General features: G+C 35.9%; 23 protein-coding genes and 1 pseudogene. 17 read left to right on the forward strand and 7 right to left on the reverse strand.

The window, feature by feature from the left end; translation table 11 throughout:
* Positions 1–109 precede the first annotated feature (109 nt).
* Complete coding sequence (locus tag ACXYMZ_RS11845; RefSeq protein ID WP_458948612.1) at positions 110–1420, reverse strand: hypothetical protein; 1311 nt, start codon at positions 1418–1420, stop codon at positions 110–112.
* 214 nt (positions 1421–1634) lie between these two features.
* On the opposite strand from ACXYMZ_RS11845, the gene ACXYMZ_RS11850 reads away from it, so the two are divergent.
* The 3 genes and pseudogenes from ACXYMZ_RS11850 to ACXYMZ_RS11860 all read left to right on the forward strand — a co-directional run.
* Positions 1635–1973: a PadR family transcriptional regulator gene (locus tag ACXYMZ_RS11850; protein ID WP_458948613.1), complete on the forward strand. Its 339-nt coding sequence runs from the start codon at positions 1635–1637 to the stop codon at positions 1971–1973.
* On the forward strand, positions 1970–3160 hold the full coding sequence (locus tag ACXYMZ_RS11855) for a DUF2812 domain-containing protein (RefSeq protein WP_458948614.1): 1191 nt from the start codon (positions 1970–1972) through the stop codon (positions 3158–3160). The genes ACXYMZ_RS11850 and ACXYMZ_RS11855 overlap by 4 nt, the downstream gene beginning before the upstream one ends.
* 166 nt (positions 3161–3326) lie before the next feature.
* Positions 3327–3440 (forward strand): annotated as a pseudogene (locus tag ACXYMZ_RS11860) (Fe3+ hydroxamate ABC transporter substrate-binding protein); the annotation flags it as partial.
* 191 nt (positions 3441–3631) lie between these two features.
* On the opposite strand, the gene ACXYMZ_RS11865 reads toward ACXYMZ_RS11860, so the two are convergent.
* On the reverse strand, positions 3632–3820 hold the full coding sequence (locus ACXYMZ_RS11865) for a hypothetical protein (RefSeq protein ID WP_458948695.1): 189 nt from the start codon (positions 3818–3820) through the stop codon (positions 3632–3634).
* Between the two features lie 175 nt (positions 3821–3995).
* Between ACXYMZ_RS11865 and ACXYMZ_RS11870 the strand changes: the two genes are divergently transcribed.
* The 6 genes from ACXYMZ_RS11870 to ACXYMZ_RS11895 all read left to right on the forward strand — a co-directional run bounded on the left by ACXYMZ_RS11870 (position 3996) and on the right by ACXYMZ_RS11895 (position 9727).
* The gene (locus tag ACXYMZ_RS11870) at positions 3996–5864 is read left to right on the forward strand and encodes a heavy metal translocating P-type ATPase (protein ID WP_458948615.1); all 1869 of its coding nucleotides are present in this window, start codon (positions 3996–3998) and stop codon (positions 5862–5864) included.
* Positions 5865–5887: 23 nt separating this feature from the next.
* Positions 5888–6346 (forward strand): SRPBCC family protein, encoded by a 459-nt coding sequence (locus ACXYMZ_RS11875; protein WP_458948616.1) that lies wholly within the window; start codon positions 5888–5890, stop codon positions 6344–6346.
* A 116-nt stretch (positions 6347–6462) separates the two neighbouring features.
* Positions 6463–6903 (forward strand): MarR family winged helix-turn-helix transcriptional regulator, encoded by a 441-nt coding sequence (locus ACXYMZ_RS11880; protein WP_458948617.1) that lies wholly within the window; start codon positions 6463–6465, stop codon positions 6901–6903.
* 55 nt (positions 6904–6958) lie between these two features.
* Entirely contained in the window at positions 6959–7900 is a 942-nt protein-coding gene (locus ACXYMZ_RS11885; protein WP_458948618.1) for a ring-cleaving dioxygenase, read from the forward strand.
* Between the two features lie 222 nt (positions 7901–8122).
* Positions 8123–8530: a DUF4870 domain-containing protein gene (locus ACXYMZ_RS11890; RefSeq protein WP_458948619.1), complete on the forward strand. Its 408-nt coding sequence runs from the start codon at positions 8123–8125 to the stop codon at positions 8528–8530.
* A 237-nt stretch (positions 8531–8767) separates the two neighbouring features.
* Positions 8768–9727, forward strand: coding sequence for a tRNA dihydrouridine synthase (locus ACXYMZ_RS11895; RefSeq protein ID WP_458948620.1), 960 nt, complete (start codon positions 8768–8770; stop codon positions 9725–9727).
* A gap of 229 nt (positions 9728–9956) precedes the next feature.
* On the opposite strand, the gene ACXYMZ_RS11900 is transcribed toward ACXYMZ_RS11895, so the two are convergent.
* Positions 9957–10244: a hypothetical protein gene (locus tag ACXYMZ_RS11900; protein ID WP_458948621.1), complete on the reverse strand. Its 288-nt coding sequence runs from the start codon at positions 10242–10244 to the stop codon at positions 9957–9959.
* A gap of 289 nt (positions 10245–10533) precedes the next feature.
* Between ACXYMZ_RS11900 and ACXYMZ_RS11905 the strand changes: the two genes are divergently transcribed.
* Entirely contained in the window at positions 10534–10788 is a 255-nt protein-coding gene (locus ACXYMZ_RS11905; protein WP_458948622.1) for a hypothetical protein, read from the forward strand.
* 77 nt (positions 10789–10865) lie between these two features.
* Positions 10866–11198, forward strand: coding sequence for a chaperone CsaA (csaA, locus tag ACXYMZ_RS11910; protein WP_458948623.1), 333 nt, complete (start codon positions 10866–10868; stop codon positions 11196–11198).
* 57 nt (positions 11199–11255) lie between these two features.
* Here csaA and ACXYMZ_RS11915 read toward each other — a convergent pair whose 3' ends face one another.
* Genes ACXYMZ_RS11915 through ACXYMZ_RS11925 form a run of 3 tightly spaced genes read right to left on the reverse strand, consistent with a single transcriptional unit; the run spans position 11256 to position 14256 of the window.
* On the reverse strand, positions 11256–11717 hold the full coding sequence (locus ACXYMZ_RS11915; RefSeq protein WP_458948624.1) for a GNAT family N-acetyltransferase: 462 nt from the start codon (positions 11715–11717) through the stop codon (positions 11256–11258).
* Positions 11718–11749: 32 nt separating this feature from the next.
* Complete coding sequence (locus ACXYMZ_RS11920) at positions 11750–13351, reverse strand: ABC transporter permease (RefSeq protein ID WP_458948625.1); 1602 nt, start codon at positions 13349–13351, stop codon at positions 11750–11752.
* Positions 13351–14256 carry an ABC transporter ATP-binding protein gene (locus tag ACXYMZ_RS11925; RefSeq protein WP_458948626.1) on the reverse strand — a complete coding sequence of 302 codons (906 nt, stop codon included), beginning with the start codon at positions 14254–14256 and terminating at the stop codon, positions 13351–13353. The genes ACXYMZ_RS11920 and ACXYMZ_RS11925 overlap by 1 nt, the downstream gene beginning before the upstream one ends.
* 156 nt (positions 14257–14412) lie before the next feature.
* Between ACXYMZ_RS11925 and ACXYMZ_RS11930 the strand changes: the two genes are divergently transcribed.
* The 6 genes from ACXYMZ_RS11930 (at position 14413) to ACXYMZ_RS11955 (ending at position 21460) form a co-directional block, all read left to right on the forward strand.
* Positions 14413–15000 carry a TetR/AcrR family transcriptional regulator gene (locus tag ACXYMZ_RS11930; protein WP_458948627.1) on the forward strand — a complete coding sequence of 196 codons (588 nt, stop codon included), beginning with the start codon at positions 14413–14415 and terminating at the stop codon, positions 14998–15000.
* A gap of 167 nt (positions 15001–15167) precedes the next feature.
* Positions 15168–15923 carry a GTP cyclohydrolase II gene (locus ACXYMZ_RS11935; RefSeq protein WP_458948628.1) on the forward strand — a complete coding sequence of 252 codons (756 nt, stop codon included), beginning with the start codon at positions 15168–15170 and terminating at the stop codon, positions 15921–15923.
* Positions 15916–17007, forward strand: a complete 1092-nt coding sequence (gene ribD / locus ACXYMZ_RS11940; RefSeq protein ID WP_458948629.1) for a bifunctional diaminohydroxyphosphoribosylaminopyrimidine deaminase/5-amino-6-(5-phosphoribosylamino)uracil reductase RibD — start codon at positions 15916–15918, stop codon at positions 17005–17007. The genes ACXYMZ_RS11935 and ribD overlap by 8 nt, the downstream gene beginning before the upstream one ends.
* A 388-nt stretch (positions 17008–17395) precedes the next feature.
* Entirely contained in the window at positions 17396–18001 is a 606-nt protein-coding gene (locus tag ACXYMZ_RS11945) for a 5' nucleotidase, NT5C type (RefSeq protein WP_458948696.1), read from the forward strand.
* 239 nt (positions 18002–18240) lie between these two features.
* Complete coding sequence (locus tag ACXYMZ_RS11950; RefSeq protein ID WP_458948630.1) at positions 18241–19599, forward strand: MATE family efflux transporter; 1359 nt, start codon at positions 18241–18243, stop codon at positions 19597–19599.
* A gap of 145 nt (positions 19600–19744) precedes the next feature.
* Positions 19745–21460 carry a sulfate adenylyltransferase gene (locus tag ACXYMZ_RS11955; RefSeq protein WP_458948631.1) on the forward strand — a complete coding sequence of 572 codons (1716 nt, stop codon included), beginning with the start codon at positions 19745–19747 and terminating at the stop codon, positions 21458–21460.
* A 162-nt stretch (positions 21461–21622) separates the two neighbouring features.
* On the opposite strand, the gene ACXYMZ_RS11960 is transcribed toward ACXYMZ_RS11955, so the two are convergent.
* Positions 21623–22186, reverse strand: coding sequence for a recombinase family protein (locus ACXYMZ_RS11960; protein WP_458948632.1), 564 nt, complete (start codon positions 22184–22186; stop codon positions 21623–21625).
* Positions 22187–22292 lie beyond the last annotated feature (106 nt).

Here is a 22292-nt window from a genome sequence, read left to right on the forward strand (position 1 = left end):
TAATATAGTTTTTACGTATGAATAAATCTTATTAGCGATACAGATTGAAAGTAAAGAAATAAAACGGTTCCGCTCATCAAAATTGATGACTGGAACCATTTTTAATTACTTATTCAATTGGGCGATCTACATCGCTGGAGAAGACATAGTAAACTAAACCTGCTTCCCTTGTGTTGATGGCAAAACTATATTTATTGTTATAAACATGTGGTTGGACGACAGCATTTTTATCATCTATCTCTAGCGAAACTTTTTCATACGCTTCTCCGGTTTGAAGATCGAGTGTCACAATAAAAAACTCGTCTGTCTCTTTATCACTGACAATCACGTATAATCGATCATCCGTAGATACCAGGTGTCTTAGAGTCATTTCACCAAAATCCACGCGATGTTGAATCGTAGCGAGATCAGGAGAATACCAAGCAATACCTTCATTATCTGCCAGTATAAAGGCTTCTTCAGTTGCAATTGGTCGCATTAATTGTTGAAGTCCAAAGCCAATTATAGAAGTTGCTTCTTCTATTAAATTACCTTCAAAATCATATAATTGAATCGTACCCGCCCTGTGGTCAGCGAAATAAATACCTTCACTATTTACAACAGGGTGTTTTCTAATCGCATTCGCGACAATTTCAAATTGCTCTTCGCCTGTTTCCTTATCGTAAACGGACGCAATTTGATCATCATTTCCCTCATGTGTTAGGTCGTTTACTAATAAGATATTTTCTCCAAGATCGATGGCTTGCTGTCCTAGACTATTCGACATCGGAACAGTCCATAGTTTAGTCTTAGATTGCAAATCATAAACAAATAAATCTCGATCAGGATTCTTGTCTTTATCATTGGCAGGAGAGGTGAATAACATTAAATCATCCATAAAATGTAACAGACCTGCAATTTGATGATTTTCTTCTTCGTAATAGCCTGTGATTTCCCCAGTCGCAATATCGATGGTTCCAACATTTGCGAAGTTACTAGGATCAGCAAGCTGTGCCCCATAAAACACACCATTATGCATTGCCTTTTCTGCTAAACTATGTTTCGTTTCCCACTTTAATTGATTTTCTGCCAAGTCATAGCGAAAAACGCCTTCATCTGGTGCAGACATAATAAATTCATTGTCACCATAAAACATTCCCCAGCGTATATCACTAAGTTCGTAAGGTTGTTCCCAGTCACCAGGCATAACTTTTATTGCTGTTTGTCCAGCTAAATCTTCAAATGGAGTAGACTCCATACTCGCCAACGTAAAAGTCTCTTCTGGCTCGCTTTCGGAAACAGCATCCTCTTCGTTTTCAAGATCGACTTGGCTTTCTTCATTCTGATTATTCTCTTGTTCTATTTCCATATTGGATCCATCACTACAAGCTCCAAGCAGTAAAACAAAAGCGATAAGAAGTAAATTCACTTTCCAATTCATATTATCTGGCCCATTCCCTTCTTTTGTAATAATGTCAGTATGGCATAAATTAGGTAACAAGAACACCGTCACAAGACCTAAATCTTGATGCTTATAGATGTACGTAAGATGACAGAGGATAAAGGAAAAATCTTATTGTTCATTATGTCACGCCGTGATATACTCGCGATATGATATACATATGTCGCGTTGTGACATATTGAGGAGGAAAGGTATGACCTCTCATACTGATAAAACAATTAAAAAATACGTCCCGATGTCTGAAACAGCTTTTTATATTTTATTAAGTCTGTTTAAGCAACCGCAACACGGTTATGGAATTGTGAAATATGTGGAGCTGATTACATCAGGTCGCTTGAAGCTTGGTTCGGGTACAGTGTACGGGACGATTTCAAAAATGCTAAAGGATCATTTAATCGTTGTTTATGCCAACGAAGAACGCAAAAAAATCTATGAGATTACTGATATAGGACACGTGATTATTCAACGGGAAATGAGCAGACTTGAAGAGTTGTATACGAATGCTATTGCACACAAGGGGGAGAAGAAATGAATGAAAAGTATAGTTGGAAACCATTTTGGAGCCTTAACATTCAGAAAACAGAAAGCTGGATTGGAGAGATGGCAAAAGAAGGATACACACTCTCTCGTTTTCAACCTAAATTAAGCCGTTTCACATTTATAGAGAAAGCGTCACCCCATGAAGTGTTTGCTATATCTTTTGATCGTAGTCAGCAGCACCCTCTACCGCAAGCACTTGAGATAGACAGTTGGGAAGTGATGGATAAACAACGGAAATGGGCGATTTTTGGTAATGCTAAGAAAAAGGAAGAAATAAAAACTTCCATCGTTCGGGATAGTTTAGAATCTAGAAATAGCACGATCACAATGCTTTGGTGGATTTATTTCATCTTCATCATATTTTTTGTTAGTTTGCAAGCAGTGTTGTGGCTGCCTCTCTTTTTCAGCAATGAGTCGATTACTGTGAACCGTGTCGAGAGTCCAATGTGGATTTTCACGTATCTTGTCTTTGCCATTCATATCGCAATGATAATCATAGGGATTTATTCTCTTCTGATGCTCAAAAAAGAATCAAAGCGTTTATCAGAAGGAAGCGCACAGTCTCAAATCTTATTCGATTCCTTAGATAAACCAACATCCCTATCAAGGAAACGTCGAAATAAATTTAAAATTGGCTGGATGTATGCCCGAGATAAGCTTGAAACATGGTTGGAAGAGAAAGCGCATTTAGGCTGGCATCTTAGCCATATTTATAAAGGAGGAATTAGGTTTCAGTTTGAGAAATCTTATCCGAAATTATATGCATACAACGTTCTTTTCGAATGGAGAGCAAATCGTAACGCATATGCTTTTCACAGGGAAGCAGGATGGGAGCAAGTGTATGTCACAGGTACTTCATGGCTACAATGGTCGATCTGGCGACAAGCTTACTCAAAAGAATCGGAAAAACCTGAGATCAATGACAATCCTGAGAGTAAGCAACAGGCAGCAACGCGTGTTGTAAAAGTATATACGCTGATGTTCGCGCTGATTATCTTTTTATTTAGTTTAAACTTTTTTTCATTTATGCTCCCAAGTGTATTGGAACAAGGGTATTGGAATGTATCAGGAATTGAACGGTTTAACATAACTGTCTATCCAATCGTCATATTCATATTTATAAAAGATGTTCTGCGAGGATGGGCTTATTATTTTAGAGTGAAAAGACAATGGTTATAGTATTGTTCTGTGGTTTTTTATTGTTTAGTTAAATCATCTAATAGAAGTACGTCTTTTATTGTGTTATAGGAGAAGGATAGTTTATCGAATTTTATTTGGACTATTTTAATTCCACTTGAATTATTCATTCATCCCGTAGTAAAAAAAGACAATTGGAGAGGATAAAATGTTTGGAGAACCACCGAAATGTACGAATTGTAAAAAGGAAATAAAAGGGAATGAAATCGTTTTTATAAAAATGCGTTATCCAAAACGTAGAGGTATGACAGAAATTAAAGCCTAATTGAAAAATGAAGGGCAATTTATCTGTGAGGATTGTTATAATAAAAAATCAAATTAAACACTGTAATGCTATCAAGGATTTAAATATTAATATTCCACAAATCAAAAGGAGCTTGAACATCATTCAAGCTCCTTTTCGTCTTGTATTGAACTTACTTCAAATCAAAATAACATCTTGTAAAACCATGCCTATTCCCGATCCCAGAAACGTGCTTTACCAACTGCAACAGCAAATTCATCACCGAAATCTTTGCTATCATTAGCAAAGACCACTCCTATGAGATTTTCTTTTTTCTTAGATTTTAAATAATGTTCACCTGTAGTTGCTATTCCAATTGGTTTAAAGAATTTATAGAAGCTGTTGTTGTCTTGAAAGATTCTCTTCTAGATGTTTCAATAGCGTTTAAAATGAAGCTGGAAGGTTAAAATTCTTACGCAACTTTCTCTTAAAGTTTTTCATTATTGAACAAATATACAGAGCATGCTACACTTAGATTAGAATTATTATAAAGTGACTACTTATATAAACTACATAGAAAAGAGGAACCTCTTAATGATTAATTATTTAATTAAAAGCCGACCTGGTCAATTTTTATTAATTGGTATCTTTTTTATCGTCCTAGGGTTTCTTTTCTCGCCCTTTATTGAGCTCGCAAGTAGATTGTCATTTTATGCAGCTATCTTCTTTTTAGGTTTTTTTGCTGCAAAGAGCGCAGTTATTGATACGATTGAATCCAAATCACCGAATGTGGATTTACTGATGATCTTGGCAGCACTTGGAGCTGTTTTCATTAATTTTGAATCTGAAGGGGCAATGCTCTTACTCATTTTTGCAGGAGCAGAGGTACTCGAAGATTATGCGTCAGCGAAATCGACCAGTGCTATTTCAGAATTAATGGCACAGATTCCATTAACTGCACAAGTCTTAAAGGAAAATGGGGAAATGGTTGAAATTCCTACAGATGAATTGGAAATAGGCGATACTATTGTTGTGGCAAAGGGAGAACAGATCCCAATTGATGGCATTTCTGATCGAGAGGCATTGGTGAATGAAGCAGCTTTAACAGGGGAATCGGTTCCAGTCATGAAGCGAAAAGGCCATGAAGTTTTCGCAGGCACGATTAATGAAGGCAATGTTTTTTATATTAAAGTAAATAAACGAAGTAATGAAACGGTTTTCTCGAATATTATTCGTATGGTGGAAGAAGCGCAGACACGACCATCTAAGGTGTCTAAATTTATTGATCGAATTGAATCAAAATATGTAATTAGTGTTTTGATTGGAGTTCCTATTTTTATAGTGATCCTTTATAGCTTTAACGGTTTTTCTTTCGAAGAAGCGTTTTATCGTGGAATGGTAATGCTTACTGTAGCTAGTCCATGTGCGCTAGTCGCGTCCGCTACACCTGCAACACTAAGTGCCATCAGTAATGGTGCAAGAAATGGTGTGTTGTTTAAAGGTGGAGCTGCAATGGAAGCACTTAGTACAATGGATATTCTTTATAGTGATAAAACAGGTACGTTAACATATGGTGCATTTGAAGTAGTCGATTATGCTGTTGAAGAAGATATTTTAAAAGAAGTTGTTTATATGGAACAACAGTCCAGTCATCCGATTGCAAAAGCGATTGTGGATACGTTTAGAGATTTGAATTTAGATGAGGTTAATCGAAGTGAGTCAGTGGAAGAACTTGTAGGTTCCGGAATGCAAAAAGGTGGTATACAGGTTGGAAAGCCATCAGCATTTGAAAATTATGAGGATATTTATGAATATCGCAAAAAAGCAATTGATGGGAATACGAATATATTTATTGGGAAGCAGAATCAAATTGTAGGGTTCTTTTCACTAGCAGATCGTGTGCGTGAAGAAGCAACACAAGCTGTAAAAAACTTTACGAAAGATGGCATTCATGTAGCTCTTCTTACTGGAGATAATGAAACAGTAGCTGCAAAAGTAGCAAGAGAAGTTAATATTTCCGATTATACTGCAGCTTGTTTACCAGAAGATAAAATTAGATTTGTTCAAGAGAGTCAGAAAGAAAACAAGGTTGTGGGAATGATAGGAGATGGAATCAATGACGCGCCGGCTTTAGCGAATGCAGATATTGGGATTGCAATGGGAAGCGGTTCGTCTGTTGCAATGGAATCTTCAGAAGTTGTTATTGTGAAAAATGACTTAGGAAAGTTATTTTATAGTTATAAGCTTAGCCATCGCCTGAATCGGATAATTGTAGGTAATGTCACTTTTTCGATTGTAGTAATTCTCACATTAGTTATCTTGAATTTGTTTGGCTTGTTAAACTTACCAATGGCAGTCCTCTTTCACGAAGGTTCAACTATTCTAGTTATATTGAACGGTTTGCGTTTGTTAAGACAGGGAAAAGAGCCATTAGTGAAATTAGAATCTCAAGTTGCAACCTAAGAAAACTTAAAGGAGAGAAGAATATGAAGAAGTATCAATTAACAAGTAGTCAAAAACTTCCTATCTCGCTTGAAGAAGCGTGGGAGTTTTTGTCTAACCCTAAACAGCTCGAAAATATCACTGATGATGATCTCTCCTTTAAGATCTTACATGAACTTCCTGAAGAAATGTTTGAGGGCATGATCATGCGCTATCGGCTGCGACCTTTTATTGGTGTACGGATAAATTGGGTGGCAGAGATTACTGAGATTAAAGAAGGTAACTATTTTATTGATGAACAGAAATCTGGTCCTTTTCGTTATTGGAAGCATCGTCATGAATTGACTGAAATAGAAGGCGGTGTTGAGATTCATGACACAGTTGACTATGTGATGCCATTTTCTATACTTGGCAGATTTGTTCATTGGTTATTTTTAAGAAAAAAATTGGAGAGTATTTTTGCCGAGCGTATAAAGCAAATGGATAAAATATTTGGAAGCTAATGAATTTGTTCCGATTTACCATTGAAAATAAAATATATCTTTAATTCAAGATACTTTTCTTGCATATTAGTCAATTTACTAGTAAAGTGATAAGTAACGAAGGGAAGTGAGGTAATTTGAAAAAGAACACATTAGGATCATTGATTTGGTTGCGGATTTCTAGATTTACACATCAAAGTAATCAGTTATCGAATATATTTTTAAAACCATTTAACATCACAGCAGCTCAGTTTGAAGTATTAAACCAGGTTTCCACTTATCAGCCAATTACGCAAAGTGAGCTCGCAACAAAAGTAACCGTTTCTCAAGGTGGAATATCAAGGATGCTTTCTCGGCTTGAACAAGAAAACTATATCCAACGGAAACAGGATTGGAAAACAAAGTGGATTAGCCTCACTTCTAAAGGCGAAGCCAAAATGGAAGAAGTTTTTCAACATCAACTTTCATTTCAAACATCCATTTTAAATGAAAGCTTAACGGAAGATGAACAAAAAACATTATATAAACTCATGACAAAACTTCAAAAACATACAGAAAATCAAATAGAAGAAAAGTAATTTATATTTTTTTAACTTATCACTTGATTAGTAAACTAATAAGGAGGAAATTATTATGTACAAAATTCCAGGACATCATCATATTTCGATGATAACAAAAGATGCTAATGAAAATAATCATTTTTATAAAGAGGTACTTGGTCTACGTCGGGTAAAAATCTCAGTGAATCAGGATGACCCATCAATGTATCATTTATTTTATGGAGATAAAACGGGGAGCCCGGGAACAGAGTTGACATTTTTTGAAATCCCGATGGTAGGAAACACATATCGTGGAACGAATGCAATTACAAGAATTGGATTGCTTGTCCCATCTGAAGAAAGTCTGCATTATTGGAAAGAGCGCTTTGAGGAACTCGGGGTTATGCATGGACAGATTAATACCTATGCAAATCGACCAGGAATTAAATTCGAAGATCCTGATGGCTTACAACTAGTACTTCTTACCGGGAATGGAGAGAAACTCGACTTCTGGGAAACTTGGGAAAAATCTAATGTACCAGTGGAGCATCAAATTCAAGGGATGGGTCCAGTCGAAATTACAGTGAAAAGATTAGAGAAACTGGCGAGTACACTTGTAGATATGTTTGGTTACACAGAAGTTAGTCGGACGGATAGGGAAGCGATTTACCAATCCATTGATGGTGAAGCTTTTGGTGAAATTGTAGTTAAACGTATGGACGGCCCTTCTGAAAGGCCAGGTCGAGGAAGTGTTCATCATCTAGCAATTCGTGTAAAAACAGATGAGGAGCTCGAATATTGGGATGAAGAAGTTCGAAAAAGAGGCTTCCATTCATCAGGGATTGTTGATCGTTTCTATTTTAAGAGTTTGTATTTCCGTGAATCAAATGGAATACTATTTGAAATAGCAACAGATGAACCTGGATTTACAGTTGATAGTGATGTAGAAAGTTTAGGGCTGACTCTAGACCTTCCACCATTCCTTGAAAGTCGAAGGGAAGAAATCGAAGCAAAATTAACTCCGCTTAAAGATTAATTCAATAAGAAGTGTATAAATAATCTCTCTAGAAGTCTTCTGGAGGGGTTATTTTAATTAATATAATTATTTTGATAATTTTAACCTGATTTTAACTGTTGCGTAGTATAATTTAACTTGATGACTACTGATAGAAGGATCTCCAGAGAGTCTAGAAAAGTTTGTGAATAAGAGTAAGAGGTACTTTTCATTAATATAGGACAATACAGAGGAGGATATTACATGAAAGATCCGAACACCGAAACAGAATCCCTATTGGAAGAGGCTGCAACAGAAACTACGGAAGAAAAAAATGTAACTGTAGTAAAAACAAGTTCAGGTTTAGAAGAAAATTTAGGCGGGGCATTGGCGTATCTTTTAGGAGCAGTTACAGGCATTATCTTTTTAATAATTGAGAAAGATAACCGTTTTATCCGATTTCATGCGTTTCAGTCGATCTTCATTTTTATAGCAGTCTTCGTATTAACGACTGTTCTTTCATTCATTCCAATCATCGGCTGGATTGTGTCACTATTATTGAGTCCAGTAATTCTCATTCTTTGGTTATTCATGATGTGGAAAGCATATCAAGGGGAAATGTTTAAACTGCCTATCATTGGTGATATTGCAGAACAGCAAGTAGATAAATAAGATGCATGCCGATTGATGATACTAGTAACTGTATAATTAGGCTTAGATTCTAATCAATTGAATCTAGGCCTATTTATTTTCAGTTTTATTTATTGCACTTTTTCTTCGTTAATAATAAAGTAGATTATGGTAAAATGACAGTTGTGCTCAAGATTTATACTTGAGCGTAGAAAATGAAGTTAGGGTATACTTTATAAATGAATAATTGTCCTAAAATGAAAGGGATTGAATGTAAGAATGAGTGAGAACTTTTGGCGAGATTTACCGAAGCCATTTTTTATATTAGCACCAATGGAAGATGTTACTGATGTCGTTTTTCGTCATGTAGTGAGTGAGGCTGCAAGACCAGATGTATTTTTTACGGAGTTTACAAATACAGAAAGCTATTGTCATCCGGAAGGTCAGTTTAGTGTACGTGGGAGATTAACATTCACAGAAGATGAACAACCTATCGTTGCGCATATTTGGGGAGATAAGCCAGAGCATTTTCGAGAAATGAGTATTGGCATGGCAGAAATGGGCTTTAAAGGAATCGATCTTAATATGGGTTGCCCTGTTCCAAACGTAACTGGAAATGGGAAAGGAGCAGGACTAATTCGTCGACCTGAGGTTGCAGCGGAGATTATTCAAGCAGCAAAGGCTGGGGGCCTCCCTGTCAGTGTGAAAACAAGGCTTGGTTATACAAATATAGATGAGTGGAAAGAATGGCTTACACATATTTTTGAGCAAGATATTGCAAATCTGTCCATCCATTTACGTACGAGAAAAGAAATGAGTAAAGCAGACGCACATTGGGAATTGATTCCAGATATAAAGAAACTGCGCGATGAAATAGCACCGGATACATTGCTTACGATTAATGGTGATATTCCTGACCGTCAAACAGGACTAGAGCTTGTTGAGAAATATGGGATAGATGGTGTGATGATTGGTCGAGGGATCTTTAAGAATCCATTTGCTTTTGAAAAGGCACCAAAAGAACATAGCCCTGAAGAATTATTAAATTTAATGCGCGTACATCTTGATTTGTTTGATAAATATTCTGAAGAAGAACCCAGAGCTTTTAGACCTCTTCGTCGCTTTTTCAAAATCTATGTACGAGAGTTTCGTGGGTCAAGTGAATTAAGAAATGAATTGATGAGTACAGAAACGACAGATGAAGTTCGGGCCTTACTCGATGGATTTGAGTTAGAATAAAATACGTTATTTTACACCTTCATTATCCATCTATATAAATTGTAATACGGAAAAAGAAATTGGTAACCTTTATGAAAAGCTATTAGAGGATAGAGAAGCCTTAATGCTGCTTGGTGATAATGGTTTTAGAAGAAGGTTTGGATTTTCTTATCAATTAAATTTAATATAAAATGTAAAGCCTGATTGAAGAATCGGGCTTTTTTTAAAAAAATAGTATGCTCCTGCATACTTAAAATACTTTATCTTCTAAAAGGGTAATGTCGGTTCTTGCTTCAAGCATCTCTTCGCTTAAAATGGTAAGTTTTCTTTTCAGTTTTTTGAAATCCAGTTTCCATTCTTCTCTCATGTCTGAATGGTCTTGTTCTAATCTCTTTGAAGAGACTTTTAGCTCAGCAACATCAGTTTTAACTACTGCGACATCCGCTTTTAACTCTGCAACATCTGTTTTTACTTCCTTTAAATCCTTAGCCATTTCTTGTATTGCAACCATTAAATCATTCATGCCTATATGAGCCATCTTTCATTCCTCCGTTCATTTTTATTTGTAATTCTATATTAACACCTTTCAACAACTCAAACAAACCAGTAAATTTGAGTTTTTAGAGAGGATTTATTGTAAAAAATGTACCTTCTAAATCGCAAACTATGAGTAAAAGTTAATATCTCATCTGTAGTAGGTATAACTTTTCAATAACATAACCCTACTAATAAATAGTAATAAATTATCTAATTAAAATTTGGTGTTGGAATTATCTTTAAATCATGGGATAATTGGAATTAACAAATAAAGAATTGGAGTGAATCTCATGAACAATATTTGGGTACTTGGTTCTGTATTTATATTATGTGTCATTGCAGCGGTTTACACATTTAAAGCGATAAAAGAAATGGAAAATAAACAAAAGGAATACAAAAATAACCCGGATTCTTTGAAAGATGCGATTCAGCGTTCCAGTGAGTACGAAAAAAGTTCATGGGGCACAAGCATTCCTGGATTAACATGGATGTATATTATCGCAACTGTAGTATCATTAATTGCATTACTGATATATATGTTTTAAAGATGTTTCAACATGAGCATGATAATTAGTAGATAGGAAAAAGATATTGCAGTAAAAAGGAACAAAGGAGAAAATACATGGCAACTTTCGAGGATTTTGGGAAATTAGATATTCGAATTGGTACGGTGATTCATGCAGAAGATTTTAAAGAAGCCAGAAAACCCGCAATTAAATTAGAGATAGATTTCGGAGAGAAAATAGGCAAGAAAAAATCTTCAGCCCAAATTACCGAAAGATATACACCTGAAGAATTAATCGGACGGCAGGTAGCTGCAGTTGTTAACTTTCCACCAATGCGAATTGCAGGCTTCAAATCAGAGGTTTTAGTTTTAGGCGGCATATCAGAAAATAATGAAGTGATTTTATTGCGACCAGATGAAGAAGTTGAAAATGGAATACCAATAGGTTAAAGTCGTTTTTCTCGTTATAAAACTTGAGGGGAAAAACGACTTTTATTATCCACTATTTTATAATTTCAATTTCATGCCTTCATGTGTTGGTTGAAAACCTAGTTTTCTATAAAAGTGTAATGCTTCGTCTCTACTTTTATCAGTGGTTAATTGGATGAGATGACAGCCTCGTTCTCTTGCTCTATCGATAGCCCATTGAATAAGAGCTGTACCAACACCTAACCCACGAGCAGAACGTAACGTACGAACCCCTTCAATTGTCGCTCGCCAACCTCCTTGATGTGTAATGTAAGGGGTGAAAGTAAGTTGTTGTACACCTAGAATTTGGCTGCCACTCAAGGCAACAATCAATTCATTATTAGGGTCAGCTTTAATTGCCTGAAAAGCTTCTATATAACTAGTAGGTAGTGGTTTTTCAAAGCGTTCGCGTTTAGCACCAAGCACATCGTCAGCAAGCATGGACACAATAGCCTCCAAATCTTCTATGGTTGCTTCTCTAAAAGTAATTTCACGTTCCATAATGATTCCACCTTTTATCCGTTTGATTTACCTTACCCTTCAATATCTCTCCTACGATATCCAATAAAACCTAACACCATTAATAATACAGCGATAAACGTTAATAGAATGATAGGTACCCAGTCCATTGATTCCACGGGTAGTTGTGGGATGTAACTAAAGGATGAAAGCTTTCCAATCCATTCCGGCATATCGAAGAGCCCACCAAGATACAACACAACAAATGAATATAGAAGATAGACCCAAGCAAGAGCAGAAAACTTAGGAAGCCACCCAATTAAAAATACTGAAAAACCAATCATTACAAGTATTGCTGGATAATAGACGATGCCAGCTTCATAAATTGTTCCAAGTGAAAAACCTTCCTCCATTACAGCGTCTGCAGCTGACCAAAGACCAATAGCTGAGAACGAAACCATCACAAATCCGCTAATAAGGGAGATGATTAAGTAGCTTCCAATTAACGTTGAACGTGAGACTGCTCTTGCAAGTAAATGATCGATTCGATTCTTTTTCTCTTCCCCAAGTAGCTTATTCATCGCCATGATTGGTGGAATTGCTGCAAGTATTCCCATCACTAGCATTAACATGGGAATGAATTGTTCTGTTAAAGAATACCCTTCTTCTGCGATTAGCATTTGTTCGAGTAATTCGTTACCTTCAAAAAATGATTCTAAATCTCCCATTACTGAACCATAGGAAGCACCCAAAACAAGCATACCAATTGCCCAGGAAATGAAAGCAGTCCGTTGCAGTCTAAATGCATGCCCTAATGGGGACAATAAAAGAGCTGAAGCATTTTTTCTACCAGGTCTGGCATGAATAAATCCTGATCCTAAGTCTCGAATAGCATTTAAATAATTTGCAACGATAAATAAAATAAGTCCAAAACCAACTAATAAAAGGACTGGCCACCAGTGATTGCTTGAGTAAACCTCTGTTTGCGTGATCCATCCAAGTGGAGATATGAATGATAATACTTCATTACTTACATCACCTATCGCACGTAAGAGATAAGCTATTAGTAAAGCTGCAATAGAAATCCCTGTTGCACTTCGTGAGTTTACGAAAATTTGTGAGATTACTGCAGACAGTCCTGTAAAAAATATTCCAGTCGCACCAAGGACAGCACCGTAAAGTAAGGACCCTTCAAGATCCATACTTTCAATTCCAAGAGCATATAACCCGAAGCTAGTTATGAGTGCTAGTATAATAAATGTACTTACAAGCGCAATGAGCGTAGCATTTAAGTTAGCTAATCTTCCGACAGGCAGCGCATTTATCATTTCAATTCGGCCATCCTCTTCATTGGCTCTTGTATGCCGAACTACAAGCAGAATACTCATTAACCCTACTACTACTGCAGTGAAAAGTAGCATATTATGCGCAGTCATCGCTCCAGTTGTATAATTTTCAATATCTCCTGGACCTACCATTGCAACCATAGCTGGATTATTCATTGTTTCAGCCATGACATCTCTTTCTTCCTGTGATGCATACATCCCATCAAACGCAATTGGAACAATCAGTGTAAAAAATATAATTCCTACTAACCATAAAAGTAACCGAACGCGGTCCAATCGTAAAATGAATTTGGTAAGTGTGAACGTGTTATTAGTAACCGAACGAAACATCAGGATGCTCCTCCTGCCACTTTTCCGTCTTTATTATAATGCTGCATAAATAAATCTTCTAATGTTGGAGGGGTACTTTCTAATTTTACAATCCCAAATTGACTAATATGTTTAATTACCGTATCCAATTCATCTGTATCTACTTGAAAAGAAAGGGTAAGGCCATCTTTATTTATATCGTGAATCCCTTTTAATTCATGTAAAGATGATATTGGGCTTTTTGTTTCCACAACGAACTTTGTCCTAGTGATATGACGCAATTCCTCTAGAGTCCCAGTTTCTATCATTTCACCTTGTCTAATAATTCCTACTCTGTCACATAGTTTTTCAACTTCAGACAGAATATGACTTGAAAGCAAAACGCTTTTTCCAGCAGCTTTTGCTTCTAATACACATTGTTGAAATACTTGTTCCATTAAAGGATCAAGTCCTGAAGTCGGTTCATCTAGTATATAAAGATCAGCATCAGAAGAGAATGCTGCAACTAAAGCTACCTTTTGTCTATTACCCTTCGAATAGGTACGGCATTTCTTTGTTGGATCAAGGTCAAACTTCTTTATTAGTTCTTCACGGTTATTTTTCTTATTACTTCCACGCAATTTAAGGAATAAATCAATAACCTCCCCACCGGTTAGATTTGGCCAAAGATTTACATCACCTGGAACATAAGCGATGCGTTTATGAATATCCACGGCATCTTTCCAAACATCCTGGCCAAAAATAGTTGCCGTACCTTCCGTAGCCTTCAAGATTCCAAGTAAGATACGAATAGTTGTAGACTTACCTGCACCATTCGGGCCGATAAATCCATAGACCTCGCCTTTGTTTACTTCAATATTCACGCCATTAAGTGCTTTGAATTTACCGAAATGCTTTGTAAGATTCTTCACTTCTAAAATAGACAATACTCATTCTCCTCCCCTTACTCAAATAAAAGTTATGAACTAAATCACTTGCTTAAGTTCATAATATATCTAAATATTCATATATGCAATAGTTTTGTAGTGTTTTGGTTGTTATATTTCAAAACTTTTATTAAAATAAATAGTGAGGTGAGCTTTATGAACGGTTTTGAACGTCGAAAAAAATTAAAAAAACAAAATATATTAGAAGCAGCTTTAGCTTTATTTATAAAAGATGGTATCCAAAAAGTATCTGTTGCTGAAATTGCCAAAGAAGCAAATGTATCACAGGTGACGATATACAATTACTTTGAAAGCAAGGATAACTTAATTAAAGAGGTTATTATTTATTACGTGAACGTAATTTGGGAGGAATATGAGAAATTATTTAAAAGTGATATTCCTTTTCCTGAAAAGATTAAAAAAATAATATTCGATAAAAGAATGGTTGCTGGAGAAATCAATGAAGATTTCTTCAATTATTTTATGTTGGAATATAATAGTGAGAGTAATTATATTGAGCAGTTTTATAGCGAAAAGGCTTTGCCCAGCTTTATGAAGCTGTTTGAGGAAGGCAAGGAACAAGGCTATGTTGATAAGGGTATTTCGGATGAAGCGATTTTATTTTATATCCAAATGTTTGCCGATTACATCCGTCGAGACACAATGGCTGAAGCAATCCTCCCAATTACAGAAGATTTAACGAAAATATTTTTCTATGGAGTCGCAGGTAAAAGCGATAAATAAATGCATTTCTCATGCTAAAACTTTTGTGCCTAATCCAAGGCATACCAACTGTCATAGATTAATCATACGATTAGTTTAATAAAAATTTGCTTTTCCGAGAAAGATAAATTGAAGCTTGTGTAATTTTTCACTATACTAAGGTATGTATTGTGGAAGGAGAAAGAAAGATGACAAAATTAAACCTAGAATCAAAGACCTTAGCGGTTTTAAAAGATAAAATAAAATTAATTGAGACGAATGGTGAAGCGATCTACTTAGTTGGTCCTGTACAGTTACCAGTTAATTTATATGGAGAGACAGTAATATTCGAGTGGTACTCTTGGTTAAAGTATGAAGAAGTAACCAAGGATTATGAAAAGATTATTGATCAGCTGGCTTCTGCAAACTTAGCGGAATATCAGCAATCAAGTGTACTTGTATACGGTGATTTTGAAGAAGCAGATGAGGCATTAATTAGAATGCATTCTATTTGTCATACGGGAGATATTTTCGGCAGTAAGCGTTGTGACTGTGGTTTCCAATTGAAGGAATCCATGAAGAAAATTAAAGAAAATGGTGCAGGTGCGTTATTTTACCTAGCAAACCATGAAGGCCGTGGGATTGGTTTATTTAGTAAAGCGATGGCATACGTCCTCCAAGAAAATGGGTATGATACAGTTGAAGCAAACGAAAGCCTTGGTTTTGATAATGATTTAAGAAATTATGAAGATGCAATCACAGTAATGAAAAACCTTCGTTCGAAACCAGTTACTTTAATTACGAATAACCCAGAAAAACTATCAGCCTTGCATGCGTCAGGAATGGATGTTAAAGGAAGAACTTCATTATGGGGCGATATTTCGGAGTATAATAAAAAATATTTGGAAACAAAAATTGTAAAGTCTGGTCATATGCAAGTGGAAGGAACATGTCCAAATGATTAATCATGAGTTTTACATGGATTTAGCATTGGCAAACGCAAAGGCAATGAAGGGACAGACAGATCCTAATCCGCTTGTTGGTTCCGTCATTGTGAATGATAATCGAATTGTCGGAGTCGGAACTCACCTAAAAGCCGGAGAGCCACATGCAGAAATCCATGCTTTACGAATGGCAGGAGATTTAGCAAAGGGTGGAACAATATATGTGACCCTTGAGCCATGCTCCCATCATGGACGAACAGGCCCTTGCGCTGAAGCAATTGTTGCTGCTGGGATTAAAAAAGCTGTCATTGCAACACTTGATCCAAATCCGCAAGTCGCAGGTAATGGTGTGAGAATTTTAAAAGATGCTGGAATTCAAGTAGTTACAGGAATTCGAGAAACAGAATCAAGAAACATGAATGAAGTTTTCAATAAATATATTACGACAAAAAAACCTTTTATCACACTTAAATCAGGGATCACACTTGATGGTAAAGTTGCAACACATACATTTAATAGCAAGTGGATCACATCTGAAGCGTCCAGAGAAGATGTCCATGTTCTTCGTAATGAAAACATGGCAATTTTAGTTGGGATTAATACCGCTTTAAAAGATGATCCAGCATTAACAACTCGTATTCAAAATGGACGCAACCCAATCCGTGTTGTAATGGATTCTGCATTGAAAATACCTTTAGATTTTCAACTAGTAACTGACCAGCAAGCAGAGACTTGGGTATTTACTAGTCAACAATATGATAAAGAAAAGAAAGACGCTTTAGAAAAGCTTGGTGTCAGAGTCTTTATTACGAATAACGAGAAATCGGTAGACCCAGTTGAAGTTGTTGATCGATTAGGTGAAGAAGGTGTCGCTTCCTTAATTATTGAGGGAGGCGGTAATATTAATGCTTCTTTCTTAGAAAATAAATTAATTGACAAAGTGGTACTTTATTTCGCTCCCAAATTAGTCGGCGGAAAAGACGCCCCAACCTTCCTAGAAGGTACTGGCTTTGAACTAATGAAAGACGCAATTGAATTAACCAATACAGACATCATAAAAATTGGTGAAGACTTTAAATTTATCGGCTACCCGGAATATAACTAATAGGTAGTTAATAGAAAGTGTTGATTGGTGTAATTATAAAATACCCAACTATCGCTCGGAAGTCCGTAGCCCGATGCACATTCGCGCATCCTAAGGAGGCTGGTGAGCTTCGGTGCATCGGGGTTACTCCCTGCGAATATTTACATTTTGCTTTTTGAATTCTGTTTTGTAAATACACACCATAAATGAAAGTGAGCTTTTAATAACATCATGCATTTATTATATTAGTTACAAAGTATGTTATTATATTGTCTTCCAAAATACTTTAAATACTTAAGCTAAACGTTTTTCCCGGAGCGGTGGGTATGCTCGCAATTAATAACTGCTAAATTAATTACACTGTTCATAATTATTTAGACTCAGTTTATCAACATTCTATATAAAGTTCATAAAATCGAGGGATAAAGAAATGAATTTTGGTTTTGATATTGATGATACATTAATAAACTTGCGAGAGCATGCTTTTCAAATATACAAACAAAAATTAAAACAAGACTTATCATTAGATGTTTTTCATGCATTAAATAGAGTAGAAATCCACGAGCCCTTTGGATTAACAAATGAAGAAGGGAAAGAAATGTGGGATAGCTCTCTTGAACAGATTTATTACACGAATTGCCCTGCTTATCCTGGAGCATTAGAAGTACTTAATGAGTTAGAAAAGCAAGGACATTCCATTTACTACATTACAGCGAGACCAAAAGAACATGGCATCAGGTCTCGGGAATGGTTAAAAGAACAGGGATTCCCCGTAGAAGACACCCAATTCTTTTATGGAATGAAAGATCATGAGAAAGTAGATATTATTGCTGACTTAAATCTTGATTACTATGTAGATGATAAGGCAACGATTTTAGAATCTCTAGTAGATTTAGATATGACATTAATATTAAAAGACCAGTCCTATAATCAAGATAAAGACTTTTTAAGACTTACCGATTGGCAAGAATTTCATTCATTAGTGTCAAAAAATGAAAAAATATTGAGCAAGTAAGCTATACAATAATTATATAAACATGATATAATATTTTGATGGACAAAAGAATAATTAAAACCACTTGCTAGGGGAAGCCTAGTGGAACAAACCAATGCAGATGGGACTGTCTCGGAAACACGTAAATATTACGTATTCTCGGGCGGTCTTTTTTCGTTCGTTAGTGAATTAATATTTTTACACTACGTATACTTAGGTGATGTTTCAGCCATTGTATTGTGAAGGAGAAATGAAAGAAATTGACAACAGAAACAAATAAATATCAAGACCAGTCATTGTTTAACCTTACTTGGCCCTTATTCATTGAAATATCTCTTCACATGAGTGTAGGAATTCTTGCTACATTAATTTTAAGTGGGTATTCTGACTATGCTGTTGCAGGAGTTGGGGTAGCCAACCAAATTATGAATATATTTATTCTGATTTTTAATGTAACTGCAATCGGAGCAACCATTCTTATCGGACAGAACCTAGGCGCAAATAAAATAAAAGACGCCAGAAGTATCGCAAGATCTGCATTTGGATTGAACTTCTGGATTGGAATATTAATGACCATCATAGTATTTTTATTTGGAGGTACCTTTTTAAAATTCTATGGTTTAAGTGGTGAAGTATATCAATACGCATTAACGTTTTTAGCTGTGACAGGACTTTCGCTATGTATCGAAGCGGTTGCCTTATCTTTAAGTGCGATTTTAAGAAGTCATGGGCATACTAGAGAAACAATGTTTGTGACGATTATTATGAATGTCATCAGTATTATCGGTTTCTTCATTGCGATAAACGGTTTCTTTGGAATCCCCGTTACTGGAGTTGTCGGTGTGTCTGTGACAATAATTATCGCAAGGATTTTTCTGTTATTTGCTTTACTCTATTTTGTTAAACGACGTCTTGCAATAAAGTTCAGCCTAAGCGATTTAATTAAGATTGATAAAACAAATACAAAAAACCTGATGAGTATTGGAGTTCCTTCTGCAGGGGAGCAATTATCCTATCAATTATCTCAAGTTGTGATTACTAGTTTTGTAGCAATTATTGGGGATGCAGCTCTTGCAGCAAGAGTTTATATTTTAAATATCTCGATGTTTTGCTTTATGTTTTCCATGGCGATTTCTCAAGGTACACAAATATTAGTGGCACGTTATATTGGAGCTAAACTATACGAAAAGACGTTGAAGCGTGGGCTTAAAACGTTGCGTATCGCTTTCTTAGTTGCTGTAGTTATTTCATTCATTATTGCTTTTACAGGAGATCGTTTACTGAATATCTTTACCGGCGATCCAATGATTATTGCCGTAGCGATTCCAGTGTTATGGGCAATTATCTTTATCGAGCCTGGTAGAGCTGTAAATATGGTTTTAATGGGTTCATTAAAATCAGTTGGCGACGTGAGATTCCCGGTAATCATCGGAATTATTTCCATGTGGGGAATAGCGGTAACCCTTAGTTATGTTTTTGGTATTGCCTTAGGATTAGGACTTCTTGGTGTGTGGCTTGCTCAGGGTGTTGACGAGTGGTTCAGAGGTGTCTTTGCATATAGACGTTGGAAATCTCAGCCATGGCTTAAAAAGAAAATAAAAGAAGAAGTAACTGTATAATTATAAGTAAAAAAAGTGGTGGATAGAAATTATATCCATCACTTTTTTCTTTGTTTCGATTATCATCATAACTCTTTACATATCCGAACTATTCCTTTATATTCGTAATAAATAGAATTTACAGATATCAAAAGGAGGGATTTTCATGTCATCTAATACTTCAATTGAAAACAAGATGAATAGTTACCCACAACAGCCACACGGTGGAACTTTGATAAATCAAGTGTTAAAAGGGAAGAAGTTAGAAAATGCTAAAGCAAGAGCAAAAGAGCTACCAATGATTGTAATAGATTTAGAAGCAATTATCACAATTGAGATGATTGCAACAGGTGTACTATCGCCAAATAAAGGTTTTATGAATGAGGCAGATTATAAATCTGTTCTTACTGAAGGCAGATTGAGTAATGGAGTTGTCTGGCCCGTGCCGCTAAGCTTTGCGCCTATAGGTGATAAAAATAAAGAAATTATTCAATCGCTAAACGTAGGTGATGAGATTGTACTGGCAGATGATACGAAAGAAGCAGTTGCGATTTTAAAAATAGATGATATTTTCAATTACGACCGCGCATTTCGTGCAAGGCATCTTTTTGATACAGAAGACCGTGATCATCCTGGAGTTGATGCGATTTATCGTAGAATGGGCGACACTGCATTAGGTGGAACGATTGAATTATTAAAAAGAGTTCATTGGGGACCATTTGAAGATATTAGAATGGAGCCTAGGGACACCTGGAATTTATTTTATGAAGAGAAGAAATTCAAAACAGTTGGCGGCTTTATTACTGGAGCAAACCCGTTGCATCGAGGACATGAATATATTCATCGAAATGCGCTAGAGGAGCTAGACGGATTATTTGTTCAGCCACTAGTAGAAATGGCGAAACGAGAATATACACGTCATGAATTTCGCATGTTAGCTTATCGTAGTGTACTTGAAACTTATTATCCAAAAGAACGAACCATTCTTGCTCCATTAAGAGTAACATATATATTTGCAGGTCCAAGAGAAGCAGTGTTGCATGCTTTGATTATGAAAAACTATGGATGCACCCATGCATTGATAGGCCGAGATCATGCAGGTATTGGAGAATACTATGATAAATATGCAAGTCATACAATATTCGATCGTTTCACACCTGAAGAATTAGGAATTGATATTCGATTATTTCAGGAAGTATTTTACTGTACACGTTGTGATAGTGCTGCAACAGAGCATAGCTGTCCACATGACGAGAGATATCGAATAAATATATCTGGTACAGGAATTAGAGAATTGCTTCGTTATGGAATGCTACCACCAAAAGAGATTGTTCGTCCTGAATCCGCACGAATTGCGATGCAAGGAATTCAACCAAAAGGAATAGATAGCGATAAAATAGCAATTGCTCCAGTTGGAAAGACAATTAAAAGTATCTTTCCGTATTATTTAAATCGTACACGGCTTGGCGGTGCGAAAAGAGAAGTGCCGCGTGAGGTGGAGCAGTTAACAATAGAAGATTTAGTAACAGCAATTACTGATGTACGTGAAAATGGGGATAGAATTTATAAAGAAATTTATGAGGAATATAGCCATGTAACGGATATCAATCGTGCCGTTCAACCAGAATGGGTGGAGGACGCACGTGAAACGCTTCATAAACATCAAGAAATGGTGGTGGATTATTTAGAGAAGAAAGTGGAAAGGGCAGCAGAAACAACATCTGATGAATTTATGTACCAAGATAAACAAGAGGCGATGCGAGAGTTAGAAGTAGCTAAGAAAATATTAGACGATCTACCAAGTCCATTGCGACCTGAAGATTTAAAATATCGTACATGGAATTCATTACCATACAAGAGGTATCGTGGTAGTGATGAATAATTAGTTTGTTTGCAATACTAGACTTTAAAGGGTTCATAATATGGAAAAAGTTCTAGGCATATACTCCCCTAAAATAACACAGATTTATTTCCTCATTTAGGGGAGCAAATCAGAACGCTCTAATTATCTAAATTATAATTGTTAGGTAATATGAATAAAAAATCACTCTGTTTCATCGAATAGTTCAGTAGATCGTTTATCCAAATAACGATATAGTGTAGATTTACTTATTCCAGTAGCTTCTTTTATATCATATAAAGTATATTTTTTACTATCGTACATTGTAAAAGCGGTTTGTAAGTTTTTATCTGACTTGGGTGGGCGACCAATTGATTTTCCTTGTTCTTTCAAGGCTTGCAAGGAAAATGTAGAAGAATGTCTTAAAAAGGTCGTTTGCAGTTCCGAGAAAAAAGTAGCTCCTTGAAGCAACGAAACCTCTTGAATTGTCTTATTCGTAAGTTGTTCATCAATGAAGTGAATGGTGACCTGGTTACGTTTTGCTAACCGTAAAGTATCTAATAGCTGCTGCAACGAATCAGCTAATACCTCGATGTTCTGTACGAAGAGCTCGTCACCTTCTTGAACAGCCATTAATAAGTCTTCAAGCTGAATTCTTTTCTTCGCAAGTCCGTGCGTTTCTTTAAATAACTTATCAATAAGGATATCATTCAGTTGATTGGTGCCTTGCTGATCATTAACAATAGGACGGATATAGCCGTATTTCAATTTCGAACCCCCTGACCCCCAAAACTCTTACCTTTTGGGAGTTAAAATGATATGATAGTTTATATTATGTACATTTTAACATTCACGGAAGCTTATTAGAAGTTTT

Source organism: Oceanobacillus sp. CAU 1775, assembly GCF_054482815.1.